The organism is Sanguibacter suaedae, assembly GCF_016342785.1.
GTDB lineage: Bacteria > Actinomycetota > Actinomycetes > Actinomycetales > Cellulomonadaceae > Sanguibacter > Sanguibacter suaedae.
This window is the reverse complement of sequence record NZ_JAEINH010000001.1, coordinates 123,124-147,755: the sequence shown is the minus strand read 5'-3', so window position 1 is coordinate 147,755 and position 24,632 is coordinate 123,124. Positions and strand designations below refer to the sequence as shown.

The 24,632-nt window shown below is 72.6% G+C and carries 23 protein-coding genes; 8 read left to right on the top strand and 15 right to left on the bottom strand.

The genetic code is table 11. The features are described 5' to 3' along the window. Positions 1 to 9 precede the first annotated feature (9 nt). A complete protein-coding gene (locus tag JAV76_RS00735) occupies positions 10 to 1,752 on the top strand; it encodes a GAF domain-containing SpoIIE family protein phosphatase (protein WP_198732104.1) in 1,743 nt (580 codons plus the stop codon). A gap of 102 nt (positions 1,753 to 1,854) precedes the next feature. Further along, a complete protein-coding gene (locus tag JAV76_RS00730; protein ID WP_198732103.1) occupies positions 1,855 to 2,955 on the top strand; it encodes a YihY/virulence factor BrkB family protein in 1,101 nt (366 codons plus the stop codon). 81 nt (positions 2,956 to 3,036) lie between these two features. Here the strand turns inward: JAV76_RS00730 and JAV76_RS00725 are convergent, their stop codons facing one another. Continuing rightward, positions 3,037 to 3,234 carry a hypothetical protein gene (locus JAV76_RS00725; RefSeq protein WP_198732102.1) on the bottom strand — a complete coding sequence of 66 codons (198 nt, stop codon included), beginning with the start codon at positions 3,232 to 3,234 and terminating at the stop codon, positions 3,037 to 3,039. 148 nt (positions 3,235 to 3,382) lie between these two features. Continuing rightward, positions 3,383 to 4,021 (bottom strand): M15 family metallopeptidase, encoded by a 639-nt coding sequence (locus JAV76_RS00720; protein WP_307843933.1) that lies wholly within the window; start codon positions 4,019 to 4,021, stop codon positions 3,383 to 3,385. Between the two features lie 182 nt (positions 4,022 to 4,203). Here JAV76_RS00720 and JAV76_RS00715 point away from each other — a divergent pair, with 182 nt between their 5' ends. After that, positions 4,204 to 5,781: an FAD-dependent oxidoreductase gene (locus tag JAV76_RS00715; RefSeq protein WP_198732100.1), complete on the top strand. Its 1,578-nt coding sequence runs from the start codon at positions 4,204 to 4,206 to the stop codon at positions 5,779 to 5,781. Positions 5,782 to 5,787: 6 nt separating this feature from the next. On the opposite strand, the gene JAV76_RS00710 is transcribed toward JAV76_RS00715, so the two are convergent. The 4 genes from JAV76_RS00710 to JAV76_RS00695 all read right to left on the bottom strand — a co-directional run bounded on the left by JAV76_RS00710 (position 5,788) and on the right by JAV76_RS00695 (position 9,524). After that, positions 5,788 to 6,678 carry an NAD(P)H-hydrate dehydratase gene (locus JAV76_RS00710; RefSeq protein WP_198732099.1) on the bottom strand — a complete coding sequence of 297 codons (891 nt, stop codon included), beginning with the start codon at positions 6,676 to 6,678 and terminating at the stop codon, positions 5,788 to 5,790. Further along, a complete protein-coding gene (locus JAV76_RS00705; protein WP_198732098.1) occupies positions 6,668 to 7,417 on the bottom strand; it encodes a histidine phosphatase family protein in 750 nt (249 codons plus the stop codon). Before JAV76_RS00705 ends, JAV76_RS00710 begins: the two co-directional genes overlap by 11 nt. Positions 7,418 to 7,525: 108 nt before the next feature. Continuing rightward, on the bottom strand, positions 7,526 to 7,729 hold the full coding sequence (locus JAV76_RS00700) for a cold-shock protein (RefSeq protein WP_066460786.1): 204 nt from the start codon (positions 7,727 to 7,729) through the stop codon (positions 7,526 to 7,528). Positions 7,730 to 7,982: 253 nt separating this feature from the next. After that, on the bottom strand, positions 7,983 to 9,524 hold the full coding sequence (locus JAV76_RS00695) for a carboxylesterase/lipase family protein (RefSeq protein ID WP_307843932.1): 1,542 nt from the start codon (positions 9,522 to 9,524) through the stop codon (positions 7,983 to 7,985). A 181-nt stretch (positions 9,525 to 9,705) separates the two neighbouring features. On the opposite strand from JAV76_RS00695, the gene JAV76_RS00690 reads away from it, so the two are divergent. Continuing rightward, a complete protein-coding gene (locus tag JAV76_RS00690; RefSeq protein ID WP_198732096.1) occupies positions 9,706 to 10,548 on the top strand; it encodes an aldo/keto reductase in 843 nt (280 codons plus the stop codon). Between the two features lie 10 nt (positions 10,549 to 10,558). On the opposite strand, the gene JAV76_RS00685 is transcribed toward JAV76_RS00690, so the two are convergent. The 3 genes from JAV76_RS00685 to JAV76_RS00675 all read right to left on the bottom strand — a co-directional run bounded on the left by JAV76_RS00685 (position 10,559) and on the right by JAV76_RS00675 (position 15,737). Then, the gene (locus JAV76_RS00685) at positions 10,559 to 11,623 is read right to left on the bottom strand and encodes a fatty acid desaturase family protein (RefSeq protein ID WP_198732409.1); all 1,065 of its coding nucleotides are present in this window, start codon (positions 11,621 to 11,623) and stop codon (positions 10,559 to 10,561) included. A 131-nt stretch (positions 11,624 to 11,754) separates the two neighbouring features. Continuing rightward, on the bottom strand, positions 11,755 to 11,958 hold the full coding sequence (locus JAV76_RS00680; protein WP_042437666.1) for a cold-shock protein: 204 nt from the start codon (positions 11,956 to 11,958) through the stop codon (positions 11,755 to 11,757). Between the two features lie 173 nt (positions 11,959 to 12,131). Continuing rightward, positions 12,132 to 15,737: a TM0106 family RecB-like putative nuclease gene (locus JAV76_RS00675; RefSeq protein ID WP_307843931.1), complete on the bottom strand. Its 3,606-nt coding sequence runs from the start codon at positions 15,735 to 15,737 to the stop codon at positions 12,132 to 12,134. 137 nt (positions 15,738 to 15,874) lie between these two features. Here JAV76_RS00675 and JAV76_RS00670 point away from each other — a divergent pair, with 137 nt between their 5' ends. After that, entirely contained in the window at positions 15,875 to 16,084 is a 210-nt protein-coding gene (locus tag JAV76_RS00670; RefSeq protein ID WP_198732095.1) for a hypothetical protein, read from the top strand. A 71-nt stretch (positions 16,085 to 16,155) separates the two neighbouring features. After that, on the top strand, positions 16,156 to 16,461 hold the full coding sequence (locus JAV76_RS00665) for a hypothetical protein (protein ID WP_198732094.1): 306 nt from the start codon (positions 16,156 to 16,158) through the stop codon (positions 16,459 to 16,461). A 12-nt stretch (positions 16,462 to 16,473) separates the two neighbouring features. Here the strand turns inward: JAV76_RS00665 and JAV76_RS00660 are convergent, their stop codons facing one another. From JAV76_RS00660 to JAV76_RS00645, 4 genes are all read right to left on the bottom strand, one after another. Next, positions 16,474 to 16,617, bottom strand: coding sequence for a hypothetical protein (locus JAV76_RS00660; protein WP_198732093.1), 144 nt, complete (start codon positions 16,615 to 16,617; stop codon positions 16,474 to 16,476). 109 nt (positions 16,618 to 16,726) lie between these two features. Continuing rightward, on the bottom strand, positions 16,727 to 17,368 hold the full coding sequence (locus JAV76_RS00655) for a GNAT family N-acetyltransferase (RefSeq protein WP_198732092.1): 642 nt from the start codon (positions 17,366 to 17,368) through the stop codon (positions 16,727 to 16,729). Next, the gene (locus JAV76_RS00650; RefSeq protein WP_198732091.1) at positions 17,365 to 18,333 is read right to left on the bottom strand and encodes a glycoside hydrolase family 43 protein; all 969 of its coding nucleotides are present in this window, start codon (positions 18,331 to 18,333) and stop codon (positions 17,365 to 17,367) included. The genes JAV76_RS00655 and JAV76_RS00650 overlap by 4 nt, the downstream gene beginning before the upstream one ends. A 43-nt stretch (positions 18,334 to 18,376) precedes the next feature. Continuing rightward, positions 18,377 to 19,357, bottom strand: a complete 981-nt coding sequence (locus JAV76_RS00645; RefSeq protein ID WP_198732090.1) for a helix-turn-helix transcriptional regulator — start codon at positions 19,355 to 19,357, stop codon at positions 18,377 to 18,379. Between the two features lie 109 nt (positions 19,358 to 19,466). On the opposite strand from JAV76_RS00645, the gene JAV76_RS00640 reads away from it, so the two are divergent. Together JAV76_RS00640 and JAV76_RS00635 are read left to right on the top strand one after the other, a co-directional pair. Continuing rightward, the gene (locus tag JAV76_RS00640; RefSeq protein WP_198732089.1) at positions 19,467 to 19,931 is read left to right on the top strand and encodes a VOC family protein; all 465 of its coding nucleotides are present in this window, start codon (positions 19,467 to 19,469) and stop codon (positions 19,929 to 19,931) included. Positions 19,932 to 20,049: 118 nt separating this feature from the next. After that, on the top strand, positions 20,050 to 21,258 hold the full coding sequence (locus JAV76_RS00635) for a Fic family protein (protein ID WP_198732088.1): 1,209 nt from the start codon (positions 20,050 to 20,052) through the stop codon (positions 21,256 to 21,258). A 111-nt stretch (positions 21,259 to 21,369) separates the two neighbouring features. On the opposite strand, the gene JAV76_RS00630 is transcribed toward JAV76_RS00635, so the two are convergent. Both JAV76_RS00630 and JAV76_RS00625 read right to left on the bottom strand, forming a co-directional pair. Then, positions 21,370 to 22,407, bottom strand: coding sequence for a hypothetical protein (locus JAV76_RS00630; RefSeq protein ID WP_198732087.1), 1,038 nt, complete (start codon positions 22,405 to 22,407; stop codon positions 21,370 to 21,372). 87 nt (positions 22,408 to 22,494) lie between these two features. Then, positions 22,495 to 24,393 (bottom strand): alkaline phosphatase, encoded by a 1,899-nt coding sequence (locus JAV76_RS00625; RefSeq protein WP_198732086.1) that lies wholly within the window; start codon positions 24,391 to 24,393, stop codon positions 22,495 to 22,497. Positions 24,394 to 24,632 lie beyond the last annotated feature (239 nt).

Genomic DNA, 24,632 nt, shown 5'->3' with positions numbered 1-24,632 from the left:
ATCAGGCCTGTGACCGAGACCCCGAGGACCGCCAGCGTGTCGACGGGCCAGCTTTCCATCGATGACGAGACCCGCGAGCGGTTCGCACGCCTGGCGCGGACGCGCGTGGGTGCACCGGTGTCCCTCGTGTCCCTCGCGAGCGACCCGGACGGGCCGCTCCTGCCGGGCACCGACCTCCCACAGGGGTGGGCGTCGACGACGGCACCGTTCCTCGGTGACTCCTTCCGGAGGATCGTCGTCGCCCGCGGCACGCCCGTCGTGGTGCGGGACGTCGCGGACGACCCGACGGTGCGGCGCCGGCTCGACGGGCCCGACGAGCACGTCGTGGCGTTCGCAGGGTTCCCGGTCCACGACGCACGGTCCGAACCCGCCGGGGTGCTGTGCGTCCTCGACGACCAGCCCCACGACTGGACGGAGACGGACCTCGAGGTCCTCGAGGACCTGGCGGCCCTGTGCTCCGCCGACCTGCGACGGCGTGCCGAGCACGCCCGCGCCCGCGAGATCCAGCGCGTCATGACGCAGAGCAACCGGCAGGCACGCCTCCTCCTCCTGCTGTCCGACGCCTTCGCCGACGCCGTGACCATCGACGACGTCGCCCAGATCGCGGGCCGTGTCGCCACCACCGGCCTCGGAGCCCGCTACACGGGCCTCGCGGTCCTCAGCGAGGACGGCACGTCCCTGCGCTACACGTCGATGGACGGGTTCCCGGGGGACGTCGAGGGCTGGTGGCAGGACTGCCTCGTGGACGACCCGCACCGGCCGCTCGCGCACGTGGCGCGCACCCGCACCCACCTGCTCTTCCGCGACGTCGACGAGATGCGGGCGCGCTTCCAGTTCACGAGCCCGTCGGTGGCGCGCATCCGCGGTGCCCGCGCCCTCATGCCCCTGATCTCCAGCGGTGAGCTCCTCGGTGTCCTCACCCTCGTGTGGGACCTCCCGCGGGACTTCGACGACCAGTCGGCGACCATCAAGGCCGCGCTCGGCGGGTACACGGCGCAGGCCCTCGACCGGGCGCGGCTCCTCGCCGAGCGGCAGAGCGTCGCGCGCATGCTCCAGGCGTCCATGCTGTCCCCTCTGCCCACGGTGGAGGGCGTGCAGATCACCTCGATCTACGAGCCCGCCGCCCGCACCGAGGACGTCGGCGGCGACTGGTACGACGCACTCGTGCTCGAGAACGGGTCCCTCGCCCTGATGATCGGCGACGTCACGGGGCACGACCTCGCGGCCGCAGCGCTCATGGGACAGCTGCGGTCCATGCTGCGGTCCTTCGCCTGGGAGCACGACGAGCCCCCGTCGTACATCCTCGCACTCCTCGACCGGGCCAACACGGGGGTGCGGCTCGAGGCGACCGGGACCGCCATCACGGCCTGCCTGGACCCCGCGGACGAGCCCGGCGGCAGCCGCCGGTTCACGTGGTCGAGCGCCGGGCACCCCCCGCCCGTGGTGCTCCGGGCCGACGGAACCGTCGAGCTGCTCCGCGCCCGCAACGACCTCATGCTCGGCGTCTACCCGACGGTCGCACGCACGGACCACGAGACCGTCCTCCACCCGGGCGACACGCTCGTCCTCTACACGGACGGGCTGGTCGAGCGCCGCGGCGAGATGCTCCTCCACGGCATCGAACGCCTCTGCCGCGTTCTCGGGTCGCTCGCCCCGCTGCCCTTCGTCGACCTCCCGCACGCCCTCGTCCAGGGTCTGGTGGCGGACGAGGTCACCGACGACACCGCGGTCCTCGTCGTGCGCGTCGGCTGACGCCCCGCGGCGGTGCGCGGCCGCTCTCCGGTCGCGTCCGCGCAGGTCCCGCCGGACCATGGGAGGAGACGCCCCCCCATGACGTACCGCGGAGGACCCACCATGACGCACATCGACGACTCGATCTCGGAGGCGGAGCGCAAGAAGTCCTCGCCCGACGCCGAGGACTCCCGCAAGCCCGGGTCGCCCACCGACCTCACCAAGCGGTCCTGGACCTACGTGGGGGGCAAGACCTTCCGCGAGTTCCTCTCCGACCAGTGCACCGACCTCGCGGCCGCCCTCACGTACTACTCGGTGCTCGCCGTCGCCCCCGCCCTCCTGGCGCTCATCTCCATCCTCGGCCTCGTGGGCAACAGCGAGAAGATGGTCGGCGAGCTCATGAACACGCTCGAGGAGTTCGTCCCCGAGGACGCGGCGAAGAACCTCCAGTCGATCATCGAGGGGATCTCCCAGTCGTCGGCGTCGACCCTCGCGTTCTACACCGGTCTCGCCGTCGCCCTGTGGTCGGCGTCCAACTACGTCAACGCCTTCGGCCGGGCCATGAACCGCATCTACGAGATCGACGAGGGCAGGCCCATCTGGAAGCTGCGCCCCGTGATGCTCCTCGTCACGCTCATCACGCTCGTGCTCGTGGCGCTCATCGCACTCATGCTCGTGGCGTCCGGGCCCGTCGCCGAGGCCATCGGGTCGTTCGTCGGGTTGAGCGACACCTTCCTCACCGTGTGGAGCATCGCCAAGTGGCCCGCCGTCCTCGTGCTCGTCGTGATCGTCATCGCGATCCTCTACTACGGCACGCCGAACGTCCGTCAGCCCAAGTTCCGGTGGATCAGCCTGGGGGCCGTCGTCGCCATCGGCGTGTGGGCCCTCGCGTCCGCAGGGTTCGCGTTCTACGTGGCGCGGTTCTCCAACTACGACGCCACGTACGGTGCCCTCGCCGGTGTGGTGATCTTCCTGCTGTGGCTGTGGATCACCAACCTCGCCCTGCTCTTCGGGGCAGAGCTCGACGCGGAGCTCGAGCGGGGTCGCCAGCTCCAGGCGGGCATCGCCGCTGAGGAGACCGTGCAGCTCCCGCCGCGCGACACGCAGGCCAGCGAGAAGAAGGCCGAGAAGTTCCGCGAGGACGTCGAGCGTGGGCGCGAGCTGCGCGAGAGCCGCGGGACCACCGACGGCGCGCACAAGGACAAGGGCTCCGACAAGGGCTGAGCGTCCCGGCCGCTCACGACAGAACGCCCGGTGCCTGTCCTGGGAGGGACGGGCACCGGGCGTTCGTGGTGTCTGCGGGTGTCAGGCGCGCGGCGCGGGCGTGCTCCGGGTGGCCTGCGCGACGGCGGCGGTGGAGGTGGGCAGGACGAGCTCCGTGGCCGACAGCTGCTGGCGGATGTCCATGAGGCTGGCGGCGGAGAGGCCGGCGAGCCCGGTGCGCTCGAGCGAGACGAGCGTCGCGGGTGCTGCTCCTGAGAGGTCTGGCTTCCGACTGATCACCCTGGAACAGTAGGCCCCCTCCAGGGGGTCATCAAGGTGAACGGAGGGGTGTCCGATGGGGAGAAGTCCCCATGGATGAAACCTCGAATACCGTCGGTATGGGAGCGATCTCACGAGGCACCCCGCGGCAGCCGCGGAACCGTGCCGATCAGCCCTGGAAGGTCCAGTGCCAGGGCTCGCGCGGCACGTCCTCGACGAAGCCCATCGATGCTCCGTTGGCGCGCATCCACGCCAGCGCCTTGCTGTCGAGGTTCAGGTCCACGCTCAGCCCCCAGCCGTGGTCGCTGGTGCCGGGCTTGGCCGCGAGACCGCCCTGCGAGTACAGGCCCTTGCGCTGGGCGAGGTCCACCTGGGACTCGTAGGTCCGGTACGAGTCGGTGATGCCGATGGTCACGCCGTCCGCCTTCGCGGCGGCGAGGACCTTGTCGAACGCCTGCGCGGCCGGTGCCCACAGGCGGTGGCCCGTGCCGGTGATCTCGGTGAGGGCCTCGCGCGGGATCTTCCCGTTGCCGTACGCGGCGAACCCCTCGGGGATGCCGTTCGCGTCGAGCTTCGCGGTCGACGCCGGGGCGGCCGCGGGCGGCGCCGGGGCGGCGGGCGCGGCCGCGACGGCCTGCGCGAGCGCCGACCCGAACGCCTCGCTCGTCGCCGCCGTGCCAGCTGCTGTCCTCGCAGACGACGAGGACGCCGCCGCGGACGTCTGCGTCGGGGTGAGGCCCCGGGACACGGACGAGATGGTCGTCTGGATCTCCAGGATGCGCGACGAGATCGCGTCGATACCGCTCACTGACAGGTCCTTCGTTCTGTGCGGCCGGTCCTCGGCCTCGTCGGGTCCCGTCCGTGGGGCCACCTTCTCGCGCGTCCCATCGGCCGGGGAGCCGCGACCATGAGGGACCGCCGCGCGCGGACCGGCACTCCTGGGCGCCATCTCGCCGTGCGGGATCGCCGGTCTCTGCGCATCATCGAGGGATGGACGCTCCTGAGACGACCTCCCTCTGGCTCGACCCCACCACACGACCCGACACGCGGCCCTTCCCCGTGCCCGGCCCGCTCGTCGCGGGCTCCAGGTACGACGTCGCCGTCGTCGGCGCAGGCCTCACCGGCCTCACCACGGCGCTCCTCCTCGCCCGGGCGGGCGCCTCCGTCGTGGTCCTCGAGGCCCGGCACGTGGGTGCCGTGACCACGGGCAACACGACGGCCAAGGTGTCGCTGCTCCAGGGAACGCGGCTGTCGGACCTCACCGGCCGGCACTCCTCCGAGACCGTCGCCCGCTACGTGGAGGGCAACCGGGAGGGCCAGTCCTGGCTGCGCCGGTACTGCGAGGCCCGCGGCATCGACCACCAGCTGCGTGACGCCGTGACCTACGCGGGTTCGCCCGACGACGTGGCGGCGGCCCGCGCGGAGCACGACGCGGCCGCGTCCCTCGGCCTCCCCGTGCGCTGGCAGGACGACGTGGGTCTCGGGTTCGAGCACGCCGGTGGCGTGGTGCTGCCCGACCAGGTGCAGATCAACCCCATGGACGTCCTCATGGAGCTCGCCCACGATCTCGTCGACCGGGGCGTGCAGATCCACGAGCGCAGCCGTGTGGTGGGTGTGGACGCGGGCGACCCGTGCGCCGTGCACGTCGAGACCGACCAGGGGCCCGGTGCCCGGACGCCCACGGAGGTCCTCGCTGACCGGGTTGTGCTCGCCACGGGCGTCCCCGTCCTGGACCGCGGCGGCTTCTTCGCGCGCGTCGAGCCGTTGCGCTCCTACGCGACGGCCTTCCGGGTCCCCGGCAGCCTGCCGCAGCCCATGTACCTCTCGGCGGGCTCGCCGACCCGGTCGCTGCGCACCTACCCCGGGCAGGACGGCGAGCTCCTCCTCGTCGGTGGGAACGGCCACGTCGTCGGGCGGGACGACCACACCCTCGGGAACGTCGAGGACCTCGTCGCGTGGACGCAGGAACGGTTCCCGGGGGCCGAGCTCACCCACGTGTGGTCCGCGCAGGACTACCAGACGACCTCGCACCTGCCGTTCGTGGGCCCGCTCACCCCGGGCCAGGACGCGATCCAGGTGGCCACCGGGTACGACAAGTGGGGCATGACCAACGCCGTCGCGGCGAGCCTCGCGCTGAGCGTCACCCTCCTCGGCGACGAGAGCCACGGGAGCATGCCGTGGGCCGACGCCTTCCGGTCGTGGAGCCGCCACGAGGCGAAGGGCGTGGGCGAGGCGGCCCGCATCAACGCGAGCGTCGGGGCGCGGATGACCACCGACCGCCTCAAGCCCCTTGTGCCCGGCGTGGTGCCGTCGAGCGGGTCCGACGGCGTCCCCGCCGAGGGCGAGGGACGCGTCGAGCGGTCCGGGCTGCGCCAGGAGGCGGTGTGCACGGTCGGTGGGATGACGTTCCGCCGCTCCGCGTCGTGCTCCCACCTCGGAGGCATCGTGTCGTGGAACGACGCGGAAAGGTCCTGGGACTGCCCGCTCCACGGTTCCCGCTTCGCCCCCGACGGCGAGGTCCTCGAGGGCCCCGCCGTCGCGCCGCTCGCCGAGGTCTCCGAGGACTGAGCCCCCTCAGGCGGAGAGCTCGGCGACCACCCGCGGCAGCTCTGCGGCGAGCTCGCGGGCGAGGAACCCGAACGCCCCCACGGACGACGTGAGGCGGTCGCCGGCCACGGCGTGCACGTGCGTGCCCCAGGCGGCCGCCCGGTCGGCGGAGACTCCCCGGGCCCGCAGGCCGGCGACCGCTCCCGCGAGGACGTCCCCCGACCCGGACGTCGCGAGCCCGCCCGTCCCCGTGGTCAACGACCAGGCGTCCCCGCCGGGGGCCACCACGAGGCCCTGGCAGGTGACGACGGCACCGTAGCGGTCCGCGACGTCGCGCAGGCCCGCGAGGAGGTCCGCTGGGTCGTCGAGGTCGTCCGCCTCGCACCCCACCAGGCGTGCGGCCTCCGCCGGGTTGGGCGTGAGGACCAGGCGCCCCCGCAGCGGCTCGACGGCCTCGGCGACCCGGGGGAGGACCCCGAGGGCGTACGCGTCGAGGAGGACGTCCGTCGAGTCGCCCACGTGCGGGGCGACGGCCTCGAGGAGCGCGGCGGCCTCGTCGGCGTCGTCGAGTCCGGGCCCCACGACCACGACGTCCGAGGATGCGAGGTCGTCGGCGAGCGCGGACCCTCCCCGGCCGAGGACGGCGCCGCCAGGACCTTCCTCGAGCCCCACGACGCCCGCCTCGGGCACCGCCACCGCGAGCGCCGGGGCCACTGACGCGGCGACGGCCAGCGTGAGGCGTCCGGCCCCCACGCGGAGGGCGGACACCCCGGTGAGGAGGACGGCGCCGGGCGTCTGCCGGGCTCCGCCGACGACGAGCACCTGGCCGCGCTCGTACTTGGACGAGGCGTCCTTGGGCAGTCCCCAGGAGCGCAGGAGCGCAGGTGTCAGGGGGACCGGTGAGGTGTCAGCCGACATCGGTGCTGCCCGCCTCGTCCGTCCGCCGGGCCGGGGTGAGGTGCTCGTCGGCGCTCACGAGGTCCGCGCGCCACGTCCACGGGTCGTCATCGGGTGAGCGGCGCAGGCGCGTCACGGACGCGTTGCTCACCGACCGCTCGCGGGCGGCGGCGAGGACCTCCTGCTCCGTCATCCCCTCGCACACGTACCGGAAGACCATGATCACGGCGTCGTGGGCGGCGACGAGCACCCGGTCCGTGCCTGCGGCGGAGCGCTCGAGGTCTCCGAGGAACGCCCGAACCCGGAGTGCGACGTCCGCCCAGGACTCGCCGCCCGGGGGCCGGTAGTAGAACTTGCCGTGCCAGGCGCGGCGCTCCGCCTCCTCGGGGAAGTGCGCCTTGACGCCGGTGGCCGAGTACAGGTCGAGGATGCCGAGGTCGCGGTCGCGGAGGCGCTCGTCGAGGCGGACGGGGACGTCGAGGCCGGCGGTCTCCACCGCGATCCGTGCCGTCTCCCGGGCGCGCAGGAAGGGCGAGGACCACACGCGCTGGGGAGCGGCCGAGGGCCCTTGCTCCGCGAACCACCTCCCGAGGGACCGGGCCTGGTCCTCACCGGTGTCGGAGAGGGGGACGTCGGCGTCCCGCAGGTCGATGTCGATGCGCTCCGCACCCTCGCGGTCGGCGGCTGCGCTCGCGACGTTCCCGGTGCTCTGGCCGTGCCGGACGAGGAGGAGCTCGGTGGGTCCTGGGTGGTTAGCCATGGTCTTCACTATCGGCTGCGTGGTGCGTGCGCGCATCCGCACGCGACGAAGGCCCCGGTCCACCTGGACCAGGGCCTTCGTCGTGCTCGGGAAAGTGCGAGCGTCAGATCAGATGGGGCGGATGTTCTCCGCCTGCGGGCCCTTGGGGCCCTGCGTGATGTCGAACTCCACCTTCTGGTTCTCGTCGAGCGACCGGTAGCCGGAGCTCTGGATCGCCGAGTAGTGGGCGAACACGTCAGCGCTGCCGTCCTCGGGGGCGATGAAGCCAAAGCCCTTCTCCGCGTTGAACCACTTCACGGTTCCAACTGCCATCGTGCAACTCCTTCAAGAGCTTCTGTCGGACGACCTCCCCTGTGGAGGCCGCTCGTCACGGTGTCGTCGTCCACTCCTGAAGACCAAGAACTACCCCGACTCGCGTCGGTGCAGGTAAGACGTTCGATCCACTGCAACTTCGTCGCCTACTTTAGCCACATCCGTCGCCGGGAGGCTAGACGTACGCACATTTTTCGACGACGCAAAGGCCAAGGGCCCATACCAGGGGATGTCGGGCATGCATCAGGGGCCGTCAGCGGTACCTGGCGACGCCCTCCCACGCGCGGCGCCGCTCGCGTCCCGGGTCGCTCACGACGCGGTCGCGAGACGCGAACACCTTGGTCAGGCGGTCGTCGGAGTCGTAGGTCGGCCACCCCGTACCGGGGGTCCCGGTGCGGACGAAGGACGTCCACGCGTCCTGCATGCGCTCGCTCACCGCGGTGAGGTCCTCGAGGCCACCGAGCCGCGTCAGGGCCCGTGCCCGCGACGACGAGAGCGTCCCGAAGGTGGGGACCAGCTCGGTGCCGTGTCCGCCCCCGTGGCCACGGAGGTTGAGGGCGGGCGTCGTGACGTCGTACCGGTACACGAACGTGGGCGCCTGCTCGGCGTGGGCGCGTGCCGCGGTGACGGTGGGGACCCAGAACATCGCGTCGCCCCCCAGCTGGGCGCGGGCACGCATGCTCGGGTACCCGGGGTACGCGGAGAGCACGGTGAGCTGGGCGCCGGGGTCGTTGATCTCGAAGAAGAGGTCGATGGCCTCCGACGTGGTCGGCACGGCCGAGCGGCGCGACCCGACGAAGGGCAGGCCCTCGTGCTTGGTGGACCCGGCGAGGAGCGGGACCGGGTGCCCGCGGCCCTCGGTGAGGACGTCCACGGGGTGCTCCGGCAGGAGGTCGCCGTCGACGACGGGTCGCGTGCAGGACGCCCCGGGGGTCTCCTTGGCGACGAGCGCGGCGAGCCGCGCGGTCGCGTCCGCGAGCTCCTTGGGCGGTGCGGTGAGGAGGGCGTCGACGGCCAGGCTCTCCGTGGTGCGCAACCAGTTGACGTAGTCGCGCGCCCACCCGGCGGCGCGCTCCGCCCCGGACACGCCCGCGACGTCGGGGCTCATCGCGATCGCCCGGTGGAAGAGCCCGGCGGCCGACGGCACGCAGAGCAGGGTGGTCACGGACGTGGCACCGGCCGACTGCCCCCCGACGGTCACCGCTCCGGGGTCGCCACCGAACGCGGAGATGTTGTCCCTCACCCACTCGAGGGCCGCGATCTGGTCACGCAGCCCGAGGTTGGTCTCGAAGATGTGCTGCGACGTCGAGAAGCTCGAGAAGTCCACCCATCCGAGCGCACCCAGCCGGTAGCTCACCGTGACCACCACGACGTCGCCACGCAGGGCGAGGGCGTCGCCCGCGTAGGCGGGTGCGGACCCGGAGCCCGTGACGTTGTCTCCGCCGTGGAACCAGACGAGGACCGGCCGGGGGGCGTCGTCGGTGGTGGTGGGCGGCGTCGTGACGGTGAGGGTGAGGCAGTCCTCCGACTGCTCGGTGTCGGGGCCCGCCCCGGTGAAGGGGTTGCTCACGCGCTGGGGGGCCACGGGGGCGTCGTGCACGGCGCTGCGCACGCCCGTCCACCGCGGCGCTGGGCGGGGCGCCCTGAAGCGGAGGTTCCCGACGGGTGCCTCGGCGTACGGCACTCCCTTGAAGATCCGGGTGCCACCTGGTCCGGAGGTGCCACGGACGGTGCCGGACGTCGTCTCCACCTGGGGTCCCACGGACCTGCCCGTGCTGCTGCTCGGTGTGCTCACGGGCGGTCCTCCAGTGCTCGACGGTTCCTCCCTTGAGGCTATCCCGCCGGGGCTCGCCCGCGTGCGCCGGGCCGCCCCGATCCGTGGCTGATCCTGGGGGGACCCGAGGAGGACCTGTGGAGGCGGGACGGGGTGCGGCTGACGGATCGCCGCGGCGCGCGGCCTGGGGTAAGACATCTGTATGACCTCACAGATCCCCGCAGTGACACTGAACAACGGAGTCCGCGTCCCGCAGGTCGGGTTCGGGACGTACGAGATCCCCGACGACGAGGTGCAGCGCGCCGTGGAGTGCGCGGTCGAGGTCGGGTACCGGCACGTCGACACGGCGGCCGCCTACTCCAACGAGAGGGGCGTGGGCGCGGCGCTGCGCTCGTGCGGCGTCCCCCGGGACGAGCTGTTCGTCACGACAAAGCTCCGCAACGGCGACCAGGGGTACGAGTCGACCCTCGCGGCGTTCGACGCGAGCCGTCGGGCTCTGGGCGTCGACCAGGTGGACCTGTACCTGGTGCACTGGCCGGTGCCCAGCAAGGACCTCTACGTGGAGACGTGGCGGGCGTTCGAGAAGCTTTACTCGGAGGGTGTGGTGCGGGCCATCGGGGTGTCGAACTTCCTGCCCGAGCACCTGGAGCGGCTCCTCGCGGAGACGGACGTGGTCCCGGCGGTGAACCAGGTGGAGGTGCACCCCACGTTCCAGCAGGACGCGGTGGTGGCGGCCTCGCGCGCCGCGGGTCTCGCGGTGGAGGCGTACAGCCCGCTGGGCCGTGGCGATGACCTCGGCGACCCGGTCGTGGAGCGCATCTCCCGCGAGCACGGGGTGACGCCGGGCCAGGTGGTGCTGCGCTGGCACGTGCAGAACGGCACGATCGTCATCCCCAAGTCGGCGACTCCGGCGCGGATCGCGGCGAACGCCGACCTGTTCGACATCGAGCTGAGCGACGAGGAGATGGCCGCGATCACCGGCCTCGAGGCCGGGCGGCGCACCGGGGCGGACCCGGCGACCGCGTCGTTCACGCAGTACCCGTGAGCGGGACGCCTCAGCGGTAGGTCTGGACGAGCGGGCACGTGAACGTGTCCCGCTCGCCCAGGCCCACCCGGTTGAGGTAGCGCACGACGATCCCGTACGACGCGAGCAGGCTGGTCTGCGTGTACGTGACGTCCTTCTCGGCGCAGAACGCCTCGACGATGGGCTGCGCGTGGCGCAGGGCGACGCGCGGCATGCTGGGGAACAGGTGGTGCTCCACCTGGTAGTTGAGCCCGCCGAGCGCGACGTCGACGAACCGCCCGCCGGTGACGTTGCGGCTCATGAGGACCTGCCGACGCATGAAGTCGATCTTCATGTCCTTGGGGACGATCGGCATGCCCTTGTGGTTGGGGGCGAACGACCCGCCCATGTACAGCCCGAAGAGCCCGAGGTGCACGGCCATGAAGACGACGGCCTTGAGGGGCGCCAGGGTGAGGAGCACGAGGGCGACGTACCCGCCGAGCCTCGCACCGAGGAAGAGGATCTCCACGCCGCGCCGGGCGATGGGCTCGCGTCCGAGGACGCGCTTGAGGCCCTGGTAGTGGAGGTCGAGGCCCTCGAGGAGGAGCAGGGGGAAGAAGAACCAGCCCTGGTGGGCGGCGAACCAGCGGGTGGCGGGGTTGCGGCGTGCTGCGGCCTGCTCGGGGGTGAACGCGAGGATCGGGAGGTCGATGTCGGGGTCGGCACCGTCCTTGTTGGGGTTGCCGTGGTGGCGGGTGTGCTTGTGCTGCCACCAGCCGTAGCTGAGCCCGACGAAGAGGTTGGCGACGACGAGGCTGGTCCACTCGTTCCACCTCCCGGACCGGAAGATCTGCCGGTGGGCGGCGTCGTGCCCGAGGAACGCGGCCTGGGTCATGACGACGGCGGCGACGAGGGCCGTGACGAGCTGCCACCAGGAGTCGCCGATCGCGACGAACGCGGCGACGAGGGCCGCGTAGACGACGACCATGCCGACGAGCTTGGCCCAGTAGTAGCCGTAGCGGCGACGCATGAGGCCGGCGTCCTGGATGCGGCGCGAGATCTCGGCGAAGTCGGTGACGGCGCGGACGCGGGGGGCGTCGGCGGGCGGTACGGGCATGCTGATGGTGCTCACGGCGGGTGACCTCCGGGTGGGTACACGAAAGCCCCGGACGCGTGGTCCGGGGCTCTCGTGGTGACTCAGACGGCGGTCAGCGGGCCGGGGCCCGGCGTGACCTGCTCAGTCGGAGATCAGAGCGGGCGGATGTTCTCGGCCTGCGGGCCCTTGGGGCCCTGCGTGACGTCGAACTCGACCTTCTGGTTCTCGTCGAGCGAGCGGTAGCCGGAGGAGGCGATCGCGGAGTAGTGCGCGAACACGTCGGCGCTGCCGTCCTCAGGTGCGATGAAGCCGAAACCCTTTTCGGCGTTGAACCACTTCACGGTTCCAACAGTCATTTGATACTCCTTCAAGAGTGATCACGACGCCCCGCCTGTCGGGGTCGTCCGTCACGGTGTTCCGTCGTCAACTCTTGAAGAACAAGATCCGCGGGCATGTGGCCCTGCGCGGCAAAGACATGAGATTCACTGCAACTTCTGTCACGGACACTACACGTCATCCACCCCGCTGCCTAGTGGTGGGTCGCACCGGGCTGCGCGGAGCTGCACAGCCCGATGAACGCCCCGAGCTCGCACAGGGCCTCCGGGGTGGTCGGCAGGTAGTCGGTGAGCGCGGGGGAGCGCACCACGACGGCCGCCCACTGGCCGCGGGAGACTCCCACGTTCACGCGGTTCCGGGACAGGAGGAACCCCATCCCGCGGGGGACGTCCTCCGCGGACGAGGCGGCCATGGTGAGGACCACGACCGGCGCCTCCTGACCCTGGAACTTGTCCACCGTCCCCACGCGGACCCGGGGCATCCCGGCCCGGGCCAGGGCGGCGACGACCTGCGCGCGCTGGGCGTTGTAGGCCGCGACGACGAGGACGTCGCCCTCCGTGAGGGGACGCGGCTCGGCGCCCTCGCCGTCGGTCCAGGCACGCCCGAGGAGGTCGGCGACCTGCGCGACGACCGCGTCGGCCTCCTCGACGGAGACCACGGAGCTGCCGCGGTGCTCCACGCTCACCACGTGCACGCCGGGGGCCATGCCCTCGAGGGAGCGCGCCGCGGTGGCCGACTCCTGCGAGCGTAACCGGCCCTCGTAGGCGAGGCGTGAGACGGGCTCGCAGAGGTCGGGGTGCATGCGCCACGTGCGCTCGAGGAAGTACCCGAGGTGGGCGGGCAGGGCGTCGTGGCCGTGGGCGGCCCAGCCGAGGGCGGAGCCGTCGACGGGTTCCGGGTGGGTGCCCTGGCTCACCTGGGGGAGCTGCTGGGGGTCGCCGAGGAGGAGGAGGTTGTGGGCGGCGACGGACACGGCGACGGTGTTGGCGACGGAGAACTGGCCTGCCTCGTCGACGACGAGGAGGTCGAGCTCGCCGCGCCCGATCTTCGCGGTGTTGGTGAGGTCCCAGGCGGTGCCGCCGACGACGAACCCGTGGTCGCGGTGCTCGCTGATGAAGCGCGCCTGCTTCTTCTCGGGGATGGCGGTCCAGGCGTGCGGGGCGTCGCCGGAGGGGACCTTCCCGACGCGGTGCGCGGGGACCCCGGCGTCGACGATCTTGTCGAGGAGGTGCTCGACGACGGCGTGCGACGGTGCGACGACCCCGATGCGCCACCCGCGCCCGACGAGCCGCTCGATGACGCGGGCCGCGACGTACGTCTTGCCGGTGCCGGGCGGGCCCTGCACGGCGAGGTAGGAGCCGTCGAGGGCGCGGACGGCGTCGGTGATGGCCGAGATGTACGCGCCCTTGCCGTCGCCGACGACGGGGAGGGTGCCGCCGGGTGTCGCGTCGGTGTCCCGCAGCTGCGGGGGGAGGCGGCGCAGGAGGTCGAGGGCGGGTTGCGCGGGCCAGCGCTCGTCGCCCCCGAGGACGTCGCGCTCGACGGCGCTCGCGACCTCGCGGACGGCGGCCTCGAGGGGGCCGGTGCGCACGGGGCTGCCGGGGACGACGGCCATGGGCACCGCGTCGTACGGGTCGAGGCCCTTCTTGAGGACCTCCTCGACGACGAGGACGTCCCGGCCGCGGGCGTCGGTGGAGGTGCTCAGCACCGTCGAGGTCCCGCTCACCTGGCGCACCGCGCCCGGCGGCACCTCGAGGCCACGGGGGACGTCGTCGTACACCACCCACACGCCCGAACCTGCGGCCAGGGAGCTGCCGGTGGCGAGCTCACCGGTGATGCGCAGCTCGCGGCGCAACGAGCGCTGGGTGCCCTCCTTGGACCAGTCACGGGAGACGGTGACGGACTCGGCGACGAGGACGTCGCGGGACTGCGCCCACTCGTCGGGGGGTGCGGTGAGGCGGTCGAAGTGGGCCCACCAGAAGGGCTTGTCCTCGCGGCGGTGGTACCCGAGCGCGGCGGCGAGCATCGCGAGGGCCTGCTCGTCCTCGGTGCGGTCCTCGCGCGGGGCGTCGCCGGCGGCGGCGAGGAGCGCGGCCGCGAGCTCGTCCTCGTCGTCGCCGGGAAGGTCGGTGGGGTCGAGGAGCGCGGCCGGGTCGTCGGCGTCGCGGAGCGTGATGCCGTTCTCGGTGGCGAGCGTGCGGAGCCAGTCGCGCAGGCGGAGGGTGGAGACGCAGTCGTAGCGGTTGTAGTCGGCGATGAGGTCGAGGACTGCCGCGGCCTCGTCGGCCCGGCCCGCCTCCGTCGCCTCGCACGCCCGGGCGTACTCGGTGATGGAGTCGGCGGCGTTGTCGAGGTCGGCGTTGCGGAGGTCGTCGCCCATGTACAGGGGCTCGAGCTTCTTGATGGAGTACGACGGCTGGGAGACGCGCACGCTCTGGCGCACGGTGGCGTAGAGGTCGACCAGGACCCCGTGACGCAGGAGGTCGTCGAGCTGCTCCTCGCCGACGCCGTGCCGCCCGACGAGGCGTCCGAGCGCCGTCTTCTCGTAGGGCGCGTAGTGGTAGACGTGCATGCCGGGGAACTCGGCGCGGCGGTCGCGCAGGTACGCGAGGAAGTCGAGGAGGGCCTGCTTCTCCTGGGCGCGGTCGTGCGCCCAGAACGCCCGGAACACCGGTTCGGCGTCCGGTGAGGTGGGGGCCTCGACGACCCCGAAGAGGTACTCGAGGCCCCAGTCCGACGACCCTGGTGCCGTCCACAGGGGGTCGCCCTCGAAGTCGAAGAACACGTCGCCCGGGTCGGGGGCGGGCAAGGTCGAGAGGGCGTCCTTCCCGACGAGGGTCGCGCGGACGTCGGGGCGGCCGCCGGGAAGGGCGGGGCGCGAGTCCTGCGCGACCTGCAGGGCGGCCTGCTCGCGGAGCCCGGACAGGACACGGTCGGGGACGCCCTCGACCGGCCCCGTGCTCGCGGCGAGGTCGTCGATCGTGGTGATGCCGGCCTCGCGCAGGCGGGCCCGCTGCGTGGTGCGCAGCCCGGCGACGAGGAGCAGGTCGCGGTGCTCGACGACGTGGCTGGTGCACCTCGCGCACCGCCCGCATGCCGAGTACCGCTCGTCCCCCCACACGACGGGGGCGTCGTCGGTGAGGTGGGCGTCGACGACGCGCTCCAGCCGGGCGCGACGCTCCCGGTACACGGGGAGCACGTCCGCGAGGGCGTGCTCCGAGACGGAGCCGTCGCCGTGGACGAGTCGCAGGTGCGGCGCGACGGGAACCCCCGCCCCCTGCAGCTGGTCCGCGTAGGCGGCGAGCTGGAGGAGCGCCGTGACCTTCGCGTGGCGGGCGAGCTTGGAGTCGACGACGGTGACGAGCGGGGTCGGTCCGGCGTCGGAGACCTCGCCGGGCTTCCCGTCGGCGCGTGCGAGGGCGGCGTCGTCGACGAGGAAGTCGGGGCGGCCCAGGAACCTGCCGTCGAACAGGACACCCTGGTAGACGAGCGCAGCGCCGTCTCGGAGCGCGGCGACGGTGCGGTCGTGCGCGGCACGCAGGTCGTCGAGCGTCGACCACTCCTCGTCGGCGAAGGACACGACGCCCTGCCCGTCACCGCCCAGCCGCTCCAGGTACCCGGCGAGGACACGGTCCTCGTGCGCCAGCCCCAGCGACGACGTGCGTTCCAGCATCGCGTCGGGCTCCGCGGTCCGCGGGGAGCGGCCCAGGCGCTCGTCCATGTCGGCGAGCAGCGCGAGCTCGCACTGCGCGGCGACCGCGAGGTCTGTCGCGCTGCTGATGATGATGCCGTCACGCACGAACACAGGGGGCCTTTCCGCCGGGCAGGGATGCCTACCGGCAACCTATCCCGCCCGCGTCGGCTCTCGAGGTGTGCGCGGGGCCGAGTGAGGCCAGGATGGGGTGATCAGAGTCGATACCCGACGAAGGAGCACGCATGACGACGAACTCCGTGGGGACGGGCAGTTACCCGGTCCCGCCCGTGCCGGTCACGAGGAACACCCGCGACGCCGACGCCGACGCCGTGGAGCCCGACCCCGAGGAGGCGACCACCGGCGAGGTCGCCGAGGAGCGCGACGTCGTCGCGAACCTCGACGACCCCGAGGTCGCGGCCGCCATCGAGGACCTGCGCCCCGACGCGAAGTGAGCGCGCGGCGGGCGCCGAGCCCGCACGCCCACTCGGCGCTGACGTGCCTCGTGGCTGCGGCAGGTGCTGTCGTGATCTACATCAGCGCGCTCGACCCGGGGTGGTTCGGCGTCGTGTCTGTCGGGATGCTGGGGGTCCTGCACGCCCTGGCGCTCTGGGCGGCGCCGCGCCCGCGACGGTCGACTGTCGTCGCCGGTGCGGTGGCGCTGCTGTGCATCTTCGTGGCTAGCGCGCTCCCCGGGTTCGACGTCGTGTCCGGCGGTGATATTGCGACGGCCGCCACGCTCGCGGCACTCGGATCAGCACCGATGTGGGCGCTCGCCCTGTGGCTCGCCGTCAGGGCGAGCCGGGAGCGGGCTGCTCCCGGCGCAGCCTGACGCGACCTGACGTCAGGAACGGTCCTCCGGGAAGAAGCGCCACACGAGGAGGACGACCGCGACGGCGGCCGCGACCGCGAGCGCGCCCAGCCCGAGAGGGCCGGCGAGGTCGGACAGGGTGGCTGCGGAGCCCGTGAGGGCAGAGGCGATGTGCATGGTTCCTCGGAGGTCGTGCGGGGCGCCGTGCGGCGCGGGCGCCCTGGGGGGAAGGGGCCTGGTCTCATCATCGGCTGCTGACCGGGCGAGGTGAGACATCCGCCGCAGGTCAGAGGGTGAGCCCCAGGATCACGCCCTCCGCGCCTGGGATGCGCTGGAAGCCGAGGTGCTCGTAGAAGCCGATCGCCCGACGGTTCTCGGGTGAGACACCCAGGTGCACTCCCGGGACGTCGCGCTCGCGGAGGGCGTCGAAGAGACGATCGAGGAGGCGGCGACCGTTCCCCCCGCCCTGGCCGACCGGCAGGACGTCGACGTGCAGGTGGGCGGGGAACTGCTCCACGACGTGCGGCTCCGTCCGGCCCGGGGTGTGGACGAGGCGCACCAGGCGGGCGTCCATGGAGTCCGGGTCCAGCGCGTCGAGCACCGACAGCGGGTAGCGGGCCCGCAGGGCGGGCCACCAGCGCGCGTCCAGGAGGTCGTCGAACGCGGCCGTGTCCGAGGTCCCCACCACGTACCCGACCGCTCCGGTGCTGTCGTCGAGGACGAACGCCAGGTCCGGCTCCAGCGCCAGGTAGGCCCCCAGGTAGAGCTCGCCGAGGAGCCGCGGGTCGTCGACCAGCGCGCTCGCGTCCTCGCCGTCCGCACCGGTGCGCAGGCAGACCTCGTACAGGTGGTCCACCTCCGCCGGGTCCGTGGTGCGGGCCGGGCGGATCTCGAAGCGGCGCCCGGGCGCGGTGGGCGTGCCGGTCATCGGACGCGGGCCTCGAGTCGCGCGTACTGGTCCGCGTCGAGCGGGACCACCGTGCCGTGCTTCACCTTGCACGGGAACGAGTAGCCCTCCACGGGCGCCCACCGTTCGGCGCGGAGGTCGGGGGAGTGGAACGGCACGTAGCCGCGGTCCGCACCCGTGTACTCGTCCACCCACAGGTACCACTCGCCGTCCGTGAAGGACCGGAAGACGAGGGGGCCCTCGATGATGCCCGTCTCCGTCCCCGAAGCCACGCCCGCCGACACGGGCTCCCACCGCTCCGCGTGGAGCGAGGCCGCCTGCTCCGACAGGACCGTCCCGGCGGCCTCGTCCTTGACGAACCGCACGAACCCCTCGTCGTCCTGCACGATGAACGCGTCGATGACCGACGCCCCCGGGTTACCCCAGTCCTGTGCGGGCGTGAACGTCACGAAGTCCCGCGTGTGCGCGGCGAGGAGGCGGTGCGGGCCGTCACCGGCGTGGTCGGTGTCGTCCGCCGCGAACACGCGTGACGACCAGACGACGAGGAAAGCGTCCGCGTCGTCGTCCCACACCGTCTTGGGGGCCCACGCCATGCCCGCGGTGGCGGGCGCCACCTCCACCTGGCGCTGCTCCGACCACGTGACGAGGTCGACGGACTCCCACACGTTGATCGACCGGCTCCCGTGCCGGCCCACCCAGTCCCAGAAGCCGTCCTCCGGCACGCCGGGCCGGTCCGTCCACCGGATGTCGAGGTCCGTCCCCAGCAGGAAGTACTTCCCGTCCACCGGCGACCGCACCAGGTGCGGGTCACGGGTGCCCTTCTCCCCGAGGGACGACGTCACCACCGGGTCGCCGCCGTCCACGGACCGCCACCGGGTCGGGTCGGGCCCCTCGGAGAGGATCGCGTGGATCGCGTGCGTCTCGTCGGAGTGGAAGACCATGAGGTAGCCGGCGTCGGACCGCTGTGCATCGTTGCAGGGAGGCATGCGGACATCATGCCGTGCAGGTCGGGGCGCTGTCAGCGTCGTGTCACCTCGCGGGGTCCACCCGCGACGTGGGCGGCTCGGCCGACGCCGCGCACCGCTGCGCGAGCGTCACCGCCGCGTCCCGCAGCTCCTCCGGCCCGACGACGGTGAACGGGGCGTCGAACCGGGCGACGGACGCGAGCACCCCCGCCCACGACCACGACCCCACCGTCACCCGGCACGATCGCGGCCCGAGCGCCTCCACCGTCCCGTCGCCCGCCCAGGGCACCACCTCGCTCGCAGGCAGCCCGATCTCGACGGTGCCGACGCACGGCCACCCCTCCTCGTGCGTCGCGCCCCGCAGGCGCGCCTCGAGGAAGGACGCGGCGTCGGACGCCGGGATCTCACGCGGCGCGAACACCGCGCCCGCCGGGGTGCGCGGTGCCATGCGGTCGACGCGGAACGTGCGCCAGTCGTCACGGTCCAGGTCCCACGCGACGACGAACCAGCGCCCCGCGCGCGCCACCAGCGCGTGGGGCTCGGCGCGTCGGGGAAGGCCGTCGCGCCCCGCGTAGTCGAAGCGCAGCGTGCGACGCTCCTGCACGGCCGTGCTCACCGCCTCCAGGACAGCCGGGTCGACGCGGGCGTCGTCACCCCCGGGACCGGTGGTCGTGAAGCGGACCGCGTCGAGGCGGTGCCGCAGCCGCGACGGCATGACCTGTCGCACCGTGAGCAGGGCACGCTCGGCCGCCTCCTCGAGATCCACGCCGCTGGCAGGGACGTGCTGGAGGGCGACGGCCACCGCGACAGCCTGCGCGTCGTCGAGGAGGAGGGGTGGCAGGTGCATCCCGGCACCCAGCCGGTATCCGCCGTCGGGGCCCTTGGTGGCGGCGACCTCGTAGCCGAGGCCGCGCAACCGGTCCACGTCCCGGCGCACCGTCCGCGGCGTCACCCCCAGGCGTTCGGCGAGGACGTGCCCCGGCCAGTCGCGCCGGGTCTGCAGCAGCGACAGCAGGGCGAGCATCCGCGACGAGCTTCCGGTCATGCCTCCGAGTCTGCCGCAGGTAGCGGACCGAAACCGTCCGCTACCGCTGACACGCTCCTCGGCGAGGGCGGCACCGCCGCTCCCGACACCACGAGCAAGGGATGGACCCATGAGCATCACGACGACCACGCACCTCAACCTCCGGGGCACCGCCCGCCAGGCCCTCGAGCTCTACCGGAGCGTCTTCGGCGGCGAGCTGACCGTCACCACGTACGGCGACGTCGGCATGCCCGCCGACGCACCGGGGGCCGACAAGGTCGTCTTCGGGCAGGTCGACGACGGGGCCGGGTTCCGCGTCATGGCCTACGACGTCCCCGGCCACGACGACCCGGACGCGTCCGCGGTCGCGGGGACCACGCGCCGCGAGAACGGCACCACCGTCACCGACCGCACGTTCTTCCAGTCCGTGCGCGGCGAGACCCTCGCCGAGGTGACCGCCCTCTGGGAGGGGCTCAGCGACGGCGCCACCGTCGTCGAACCCCTCGCCGCGTCGCCCTGGAGCCCCGGGTTCGGGATGCTCACCGACCGCTTCGGGGTGACCTGGGTCCTCGACGTCCAGCCGCCCGTCGCCTGACGGGGAGAACCCGCGGGGTGGCGGGGCGAGGTGACAACCGAGAACAGTCCTCCTCTTGTTCTCGGTTATCATCCTAACCGAGAATAGTGGCGCCACTATTCTCGGTTAGGAGCCCACCATGGCGGACGCGAACCCCGTTCCGCAGGACACCGCCCCCAGGGGCGTTCCGCCCCATCTGCACGAGGTGCTGCCCTGGGTCCCGCGCTCCGGGCGCCGGTCCGAGGTCAGCGAGTACACGGCGAGCATCCCGCCCGAGATCGCGAGCGTGCGGCTCGCCGCGTCCCCAGAGCTCGTCGATGCGAGCAGGCAGGCACTCGTCGACATCGCCGTGCTCGAACGCACCTACGCCGACCAGGTCACCACCCTCGAGCCGTTCCTGCTGCGGACCGAGGCGATCGCCTCCTCCCGCATCGAGGAGGAGCTGACCACGGTGGACCAGCTGGCCAGGGCGCAGCACGGCATCAGCGCACCGAGGGCAGCCCGGACCGTCAAGGGCGCCATCGACGGGCTCGCGCTCCTCGTGCGACGCGCGACGGACGGCGTCGAGCTGGACGACATCCTCGCCGCCCATCGACCGTTGATGGCCGACGACCCCGAGGAGAAGTGGGACGCCGGTGCGCTGCGCACCGTCCAGAACTGGATCGGTGGTTCGAACCGGTCACCGGCGGGCGCCGTCCACGTCCCACCCGGCCACGAGCGTGTTCCAGGCCTCATGCGTGACCTGATCGCCTTCATGCGCAGGGACGATCTGGACCCGGTGCTGCATGCCGCAGTCGCCCACGCACAGTTCGAGTCCATCCACCCCTTCACCGACGGCAACGGTCGGCTCGGGCGTTCGCTGATCAACGCCTTGTGGCGGTACCGGGGTGTCACCACGCGCATGGCGGTGCCGGTCGCCTCCGCCATCGTCGCCGACCGCGGGCACTATTTCGAGCTGGTCAACGGCTACCGGGCCGGCGACGTCGAGTCGTTCGCGATCTACCTCGCGGATGCGACCTCCCGGGCAGCGACAGAAGCTGCGGTCTCCGCCGGACGACTGGTCCGTCTCCCGGAGGAGTGGCGAGACGTCGTGCGTCCGCGCAGGGGCTCTGCGACCGCAGCCATGCTGCAACTGCTGCCGGCTCACCCGATCGTCGACGCCTACGACGTTGCACGCCTCACTGGCGTGTCGCAGGCCCGCGCCTACGCTGCCATCGAGCGGCTCGTCGACGCTCAGGTGCTGCGGCCCATCACGCAGTCGAGACGAGACATGACCTGGGCGGCGGGCGACGTGCTCGACGAGGCCGACCTCATGGTCGACCGGCTGCACCGGCTGCACCGGGATTGAGGGCGGCCGCGCCTGGCGTCCCCTGAAGCCCTGGCTTCAGGGGGCTCACCGACCGCTTCGGGGTGACCTGGGTCCTCGACGTCCAGCCGCCCGTCGCCTGACGGGCTCGCCTCAGGCGGTGGCGGCAGGCCGGGCAGCGGCCACCGCCTCCGCGATCCGCCGCTCGGTGCGCGCCTCGCGGCGCCGCCGAGCCTGCACGAGAGCGACGAGGGTCCCCGCGGCGACGAGGAGCAGCCCGAGGTGCAGCCACGGCACCGTCCACACTGTCCAGGTGGCGCTCGCGTCCGTGAGGGCCACCTCGACGAGGTCGTCGCCGACGACCACGGGCACCACGGACACCGACCCGCCCGTACGGACCAGCGGCCACGCGTCGACGGTGACCGACCCGCCGGCCGCCTGGCCCGGCAGCACCTCACGCGCCGACGGCCCGGTCTCCTCGCGGGAGGCCCACCCGAAGGGGCCGCTCGCGCTCGCGGTCGTCTCCGCCCCGAGACGCACGTTGCCGGTGTTCTCCACCGCGTAGTCGATCGTCAGGGTACCCGGCCGCCACGGCAGCCACGAGGGCGAGTAGGTGGTCTCGACGTCGGTGAGGGCGAGCGTCGGTTCGAGGTCGCCGGACACGCGCAGGTGCATGCGGACGCCCACGCGGGCGTCGAACGTCACGCTCTCCTCGCCCGGGTCGCGGGAGACGGACGCGACGACGCCCGCCGGGTGGTCACCGGGCGTGGCGTCCTCGGGGACGGTGATCCCGACCGGCACGGTCACGGTCGCCTCCGGGCCGACCACCACCTGCACGGTCTCGCCGGGGCCCGCGTCGCCCACGGACATCCACGCGCCGGCGTCCTCGGGCGGCGTCCCTGCGGGCAGGAGGTCGAACTGGCCGTCCGCGGTGACGACGCCGTCGCTCGCGTACACGTCGAAGGTCGTCTCCTGCGCGGAGTAGTTGGTCACGGCGACGTGCTCGACGACGGTCGCGCCCGGGACGAGCTCGGTGCGCACCGAGACGCGCGAGTCCGGGCCGTCGGCGTTCGCGGGCTCGACGGCCCACGTCGTGCGGGAGGTGTCCTCCTCCGCGGCGGCCGGCGCGGGGGGCGTGCCCCAGGCGACGGCGGCGATCAGGAGGGCGGGGACGAGGTGTGTGACGCGCATGTCGTGTCTTCCGTGGGAGGGCGGGCAGGGAGCTCTGGGACGAGGCCGGGGCCGGCCGGGCATCGCCCGACCGGCCCCGGTGGGTCGTCAGTCGACGGGGAACAGCGAGACGGTGAGCGTCCCGGAGTAGTCACCCGCCCGGGTGTCGACCGGCACCTCGAGAGCGAGCTCCGCGGTCATGTCGGTCGTGCCGAAGCGGCCCTCCGTCGTCGCGGACGCGAGCGTGGCCGGCGTGGCGAGCCCCTCGCCGCCCGAGAGGACCGGCTTGACCTTCGACCCGGGAGCGACGCCCGGCTTCGTGGTGAGCAGGCCCGGGGTCCACCCGAGGTGCGTCGCGCGGATGGTCTGCGCGGCGGCCGTGAGGTCGCCCGACTGACCGGACACGGCCCAGCCGCCCTGGCCCGCGGCGTCGTTGGAGCGCGAGTCCGTCACGGACACCGTGGGGAGCTTGCCCGTGAAGCGCAGCCGGTCACCGACGTTCTCGCCGCCGGAGAGCGTCACGCCCTCCTGGGCGCCGGCGATCGTCATGGTGAGGCTACCCTCGACCTCACCCTGCTCGGGGACGGTCGCCCGGACCTCGATGCCCGACGCGTCGGGCTCGTCCTCGAAGCCCCAGGTCTCGAACGCGAGCCGCGCCACGTCGACGTTGTCGAGGTAGGCGCCGCGGACGGGGTCCTGCCCCACGGCGTACGACGCGAGGAGGTCGGACGACGCACCCTTGGCGTACAGCGGCACGAGCTGGTTCGTGTGGTTCCCCGAGTACCAGCCCTGGGTGGGCAGCTGGCCCTTGGATCCCGTGATCGGCGTCCAGCTCGGGTCCGACGAGGCACCGTCGAGATACCCGGTCTCGTGGTCCGCCGTGACGATGACCAGGGTCTCCTCCCAGCTGCTCTCCGTCTCGACCCACTCGACGACGGACTCGACGGCGCGGTTGAACTCGAGCGTCTCCTCGATGTTGCGCGTCGTCTGGTTGGCGTGACCCGTCCAGTCGATCGCGCCGCCCTCGACCATGAGGAAGAGGCCGTCCTCGTCCTGCTCGAGGACGTTGAGCGCGCCCTCCGTGAGGGTCTGGAGGCTCGGGACGTCGTTCAGCGGGGCCTCGCCGGGGAGGAGCCCCTCCTCGTCGCCCGCGCGCGCCTGCTGGAGGGTCGACGCGACCTGGACGAGCCCGAAGAGCTTCTCCGGCACGACCTCACCTGCGGCGACGGCCTCGAAGTCGGCCTTGTCCTCGACGAACGTGAACGGCGTCTGCCCGTCGCTGAGGGCGTTCCAGCCCTGCTCGGACAGGTAGTCGAAGCGTGGCGTCGCCAGCGGCTGGTGGTCGTCGTCGAACATGGGGTGACCGGCGCCCATGATGACGTCGAGGGACCCCGAGAGCATCTGGTCGCTGATGTCGTGGAGGTTGTTGCGGCTCGAGGTGTGCGCGCCCCACGACGCGGGCGTCGCGTGGCTGAACTGCACGGACGAGACCACACCGGTGGCCTTGCCGACCTCGGAGGCGCGCTCGGCGACGTTCTTCACCGGCGCGCCTCCCGGGTCGACGCCGAGGTTGCCGTTGTTGGTCTTCACGCCCGTGGCGAGGGCGGTGCCCGCCGCTGCGGAGTCCGTCGCGCCCTCCGCGACCCACGAGAAGTCGGCCCACGCCTTCGCCGGGTCGTACTCGGCGCGCCCGTTCGCGGAGTGCGTGGACATCGCGACCTGGACGGGGAAGTGCTCGAAGACCTGGGACGGGGTCCCGGGGAGCGCCTCGACGGTGCCGGCCGACGGGTCGACGGACACCTGCTTGTAGGTGGCGCCGTGCTCGTAGAGGCTCGCGGCGTCGATGTGGTTGTAGCCCATGCCGTCACCGATGAGGATGATGACGTTCTTGGGTCCTGCAGGGCCCTCGTCTGCGAGTGCCGGTGCTCCGGGCGCCAGGACGACGCCGGCTGCGAGGGTGCCGACTCCGGCGGCACGCAGCCATGCGGGTGGAACACGTGAGGTCATTGCTTTCTCCCCTGAGATGTCACGCGGTCGTTCGGACCTCCTGAGCCTCCGTGGCGTGGGTGACCCGGCCGTGAACATGCACCGAACTGGGTGAGAACTCCTGGAAAGAGCGATAAGTCACGATGGTCGGGGACGCGTCGATGGCGGACGTTGGGTGCACGGGCGGGACATCGCACCGTCCCCAGGGCGGAGCCCTGACCAGCGAAGATCCCCCGACAGGATGACGGGGATGTCCGGTA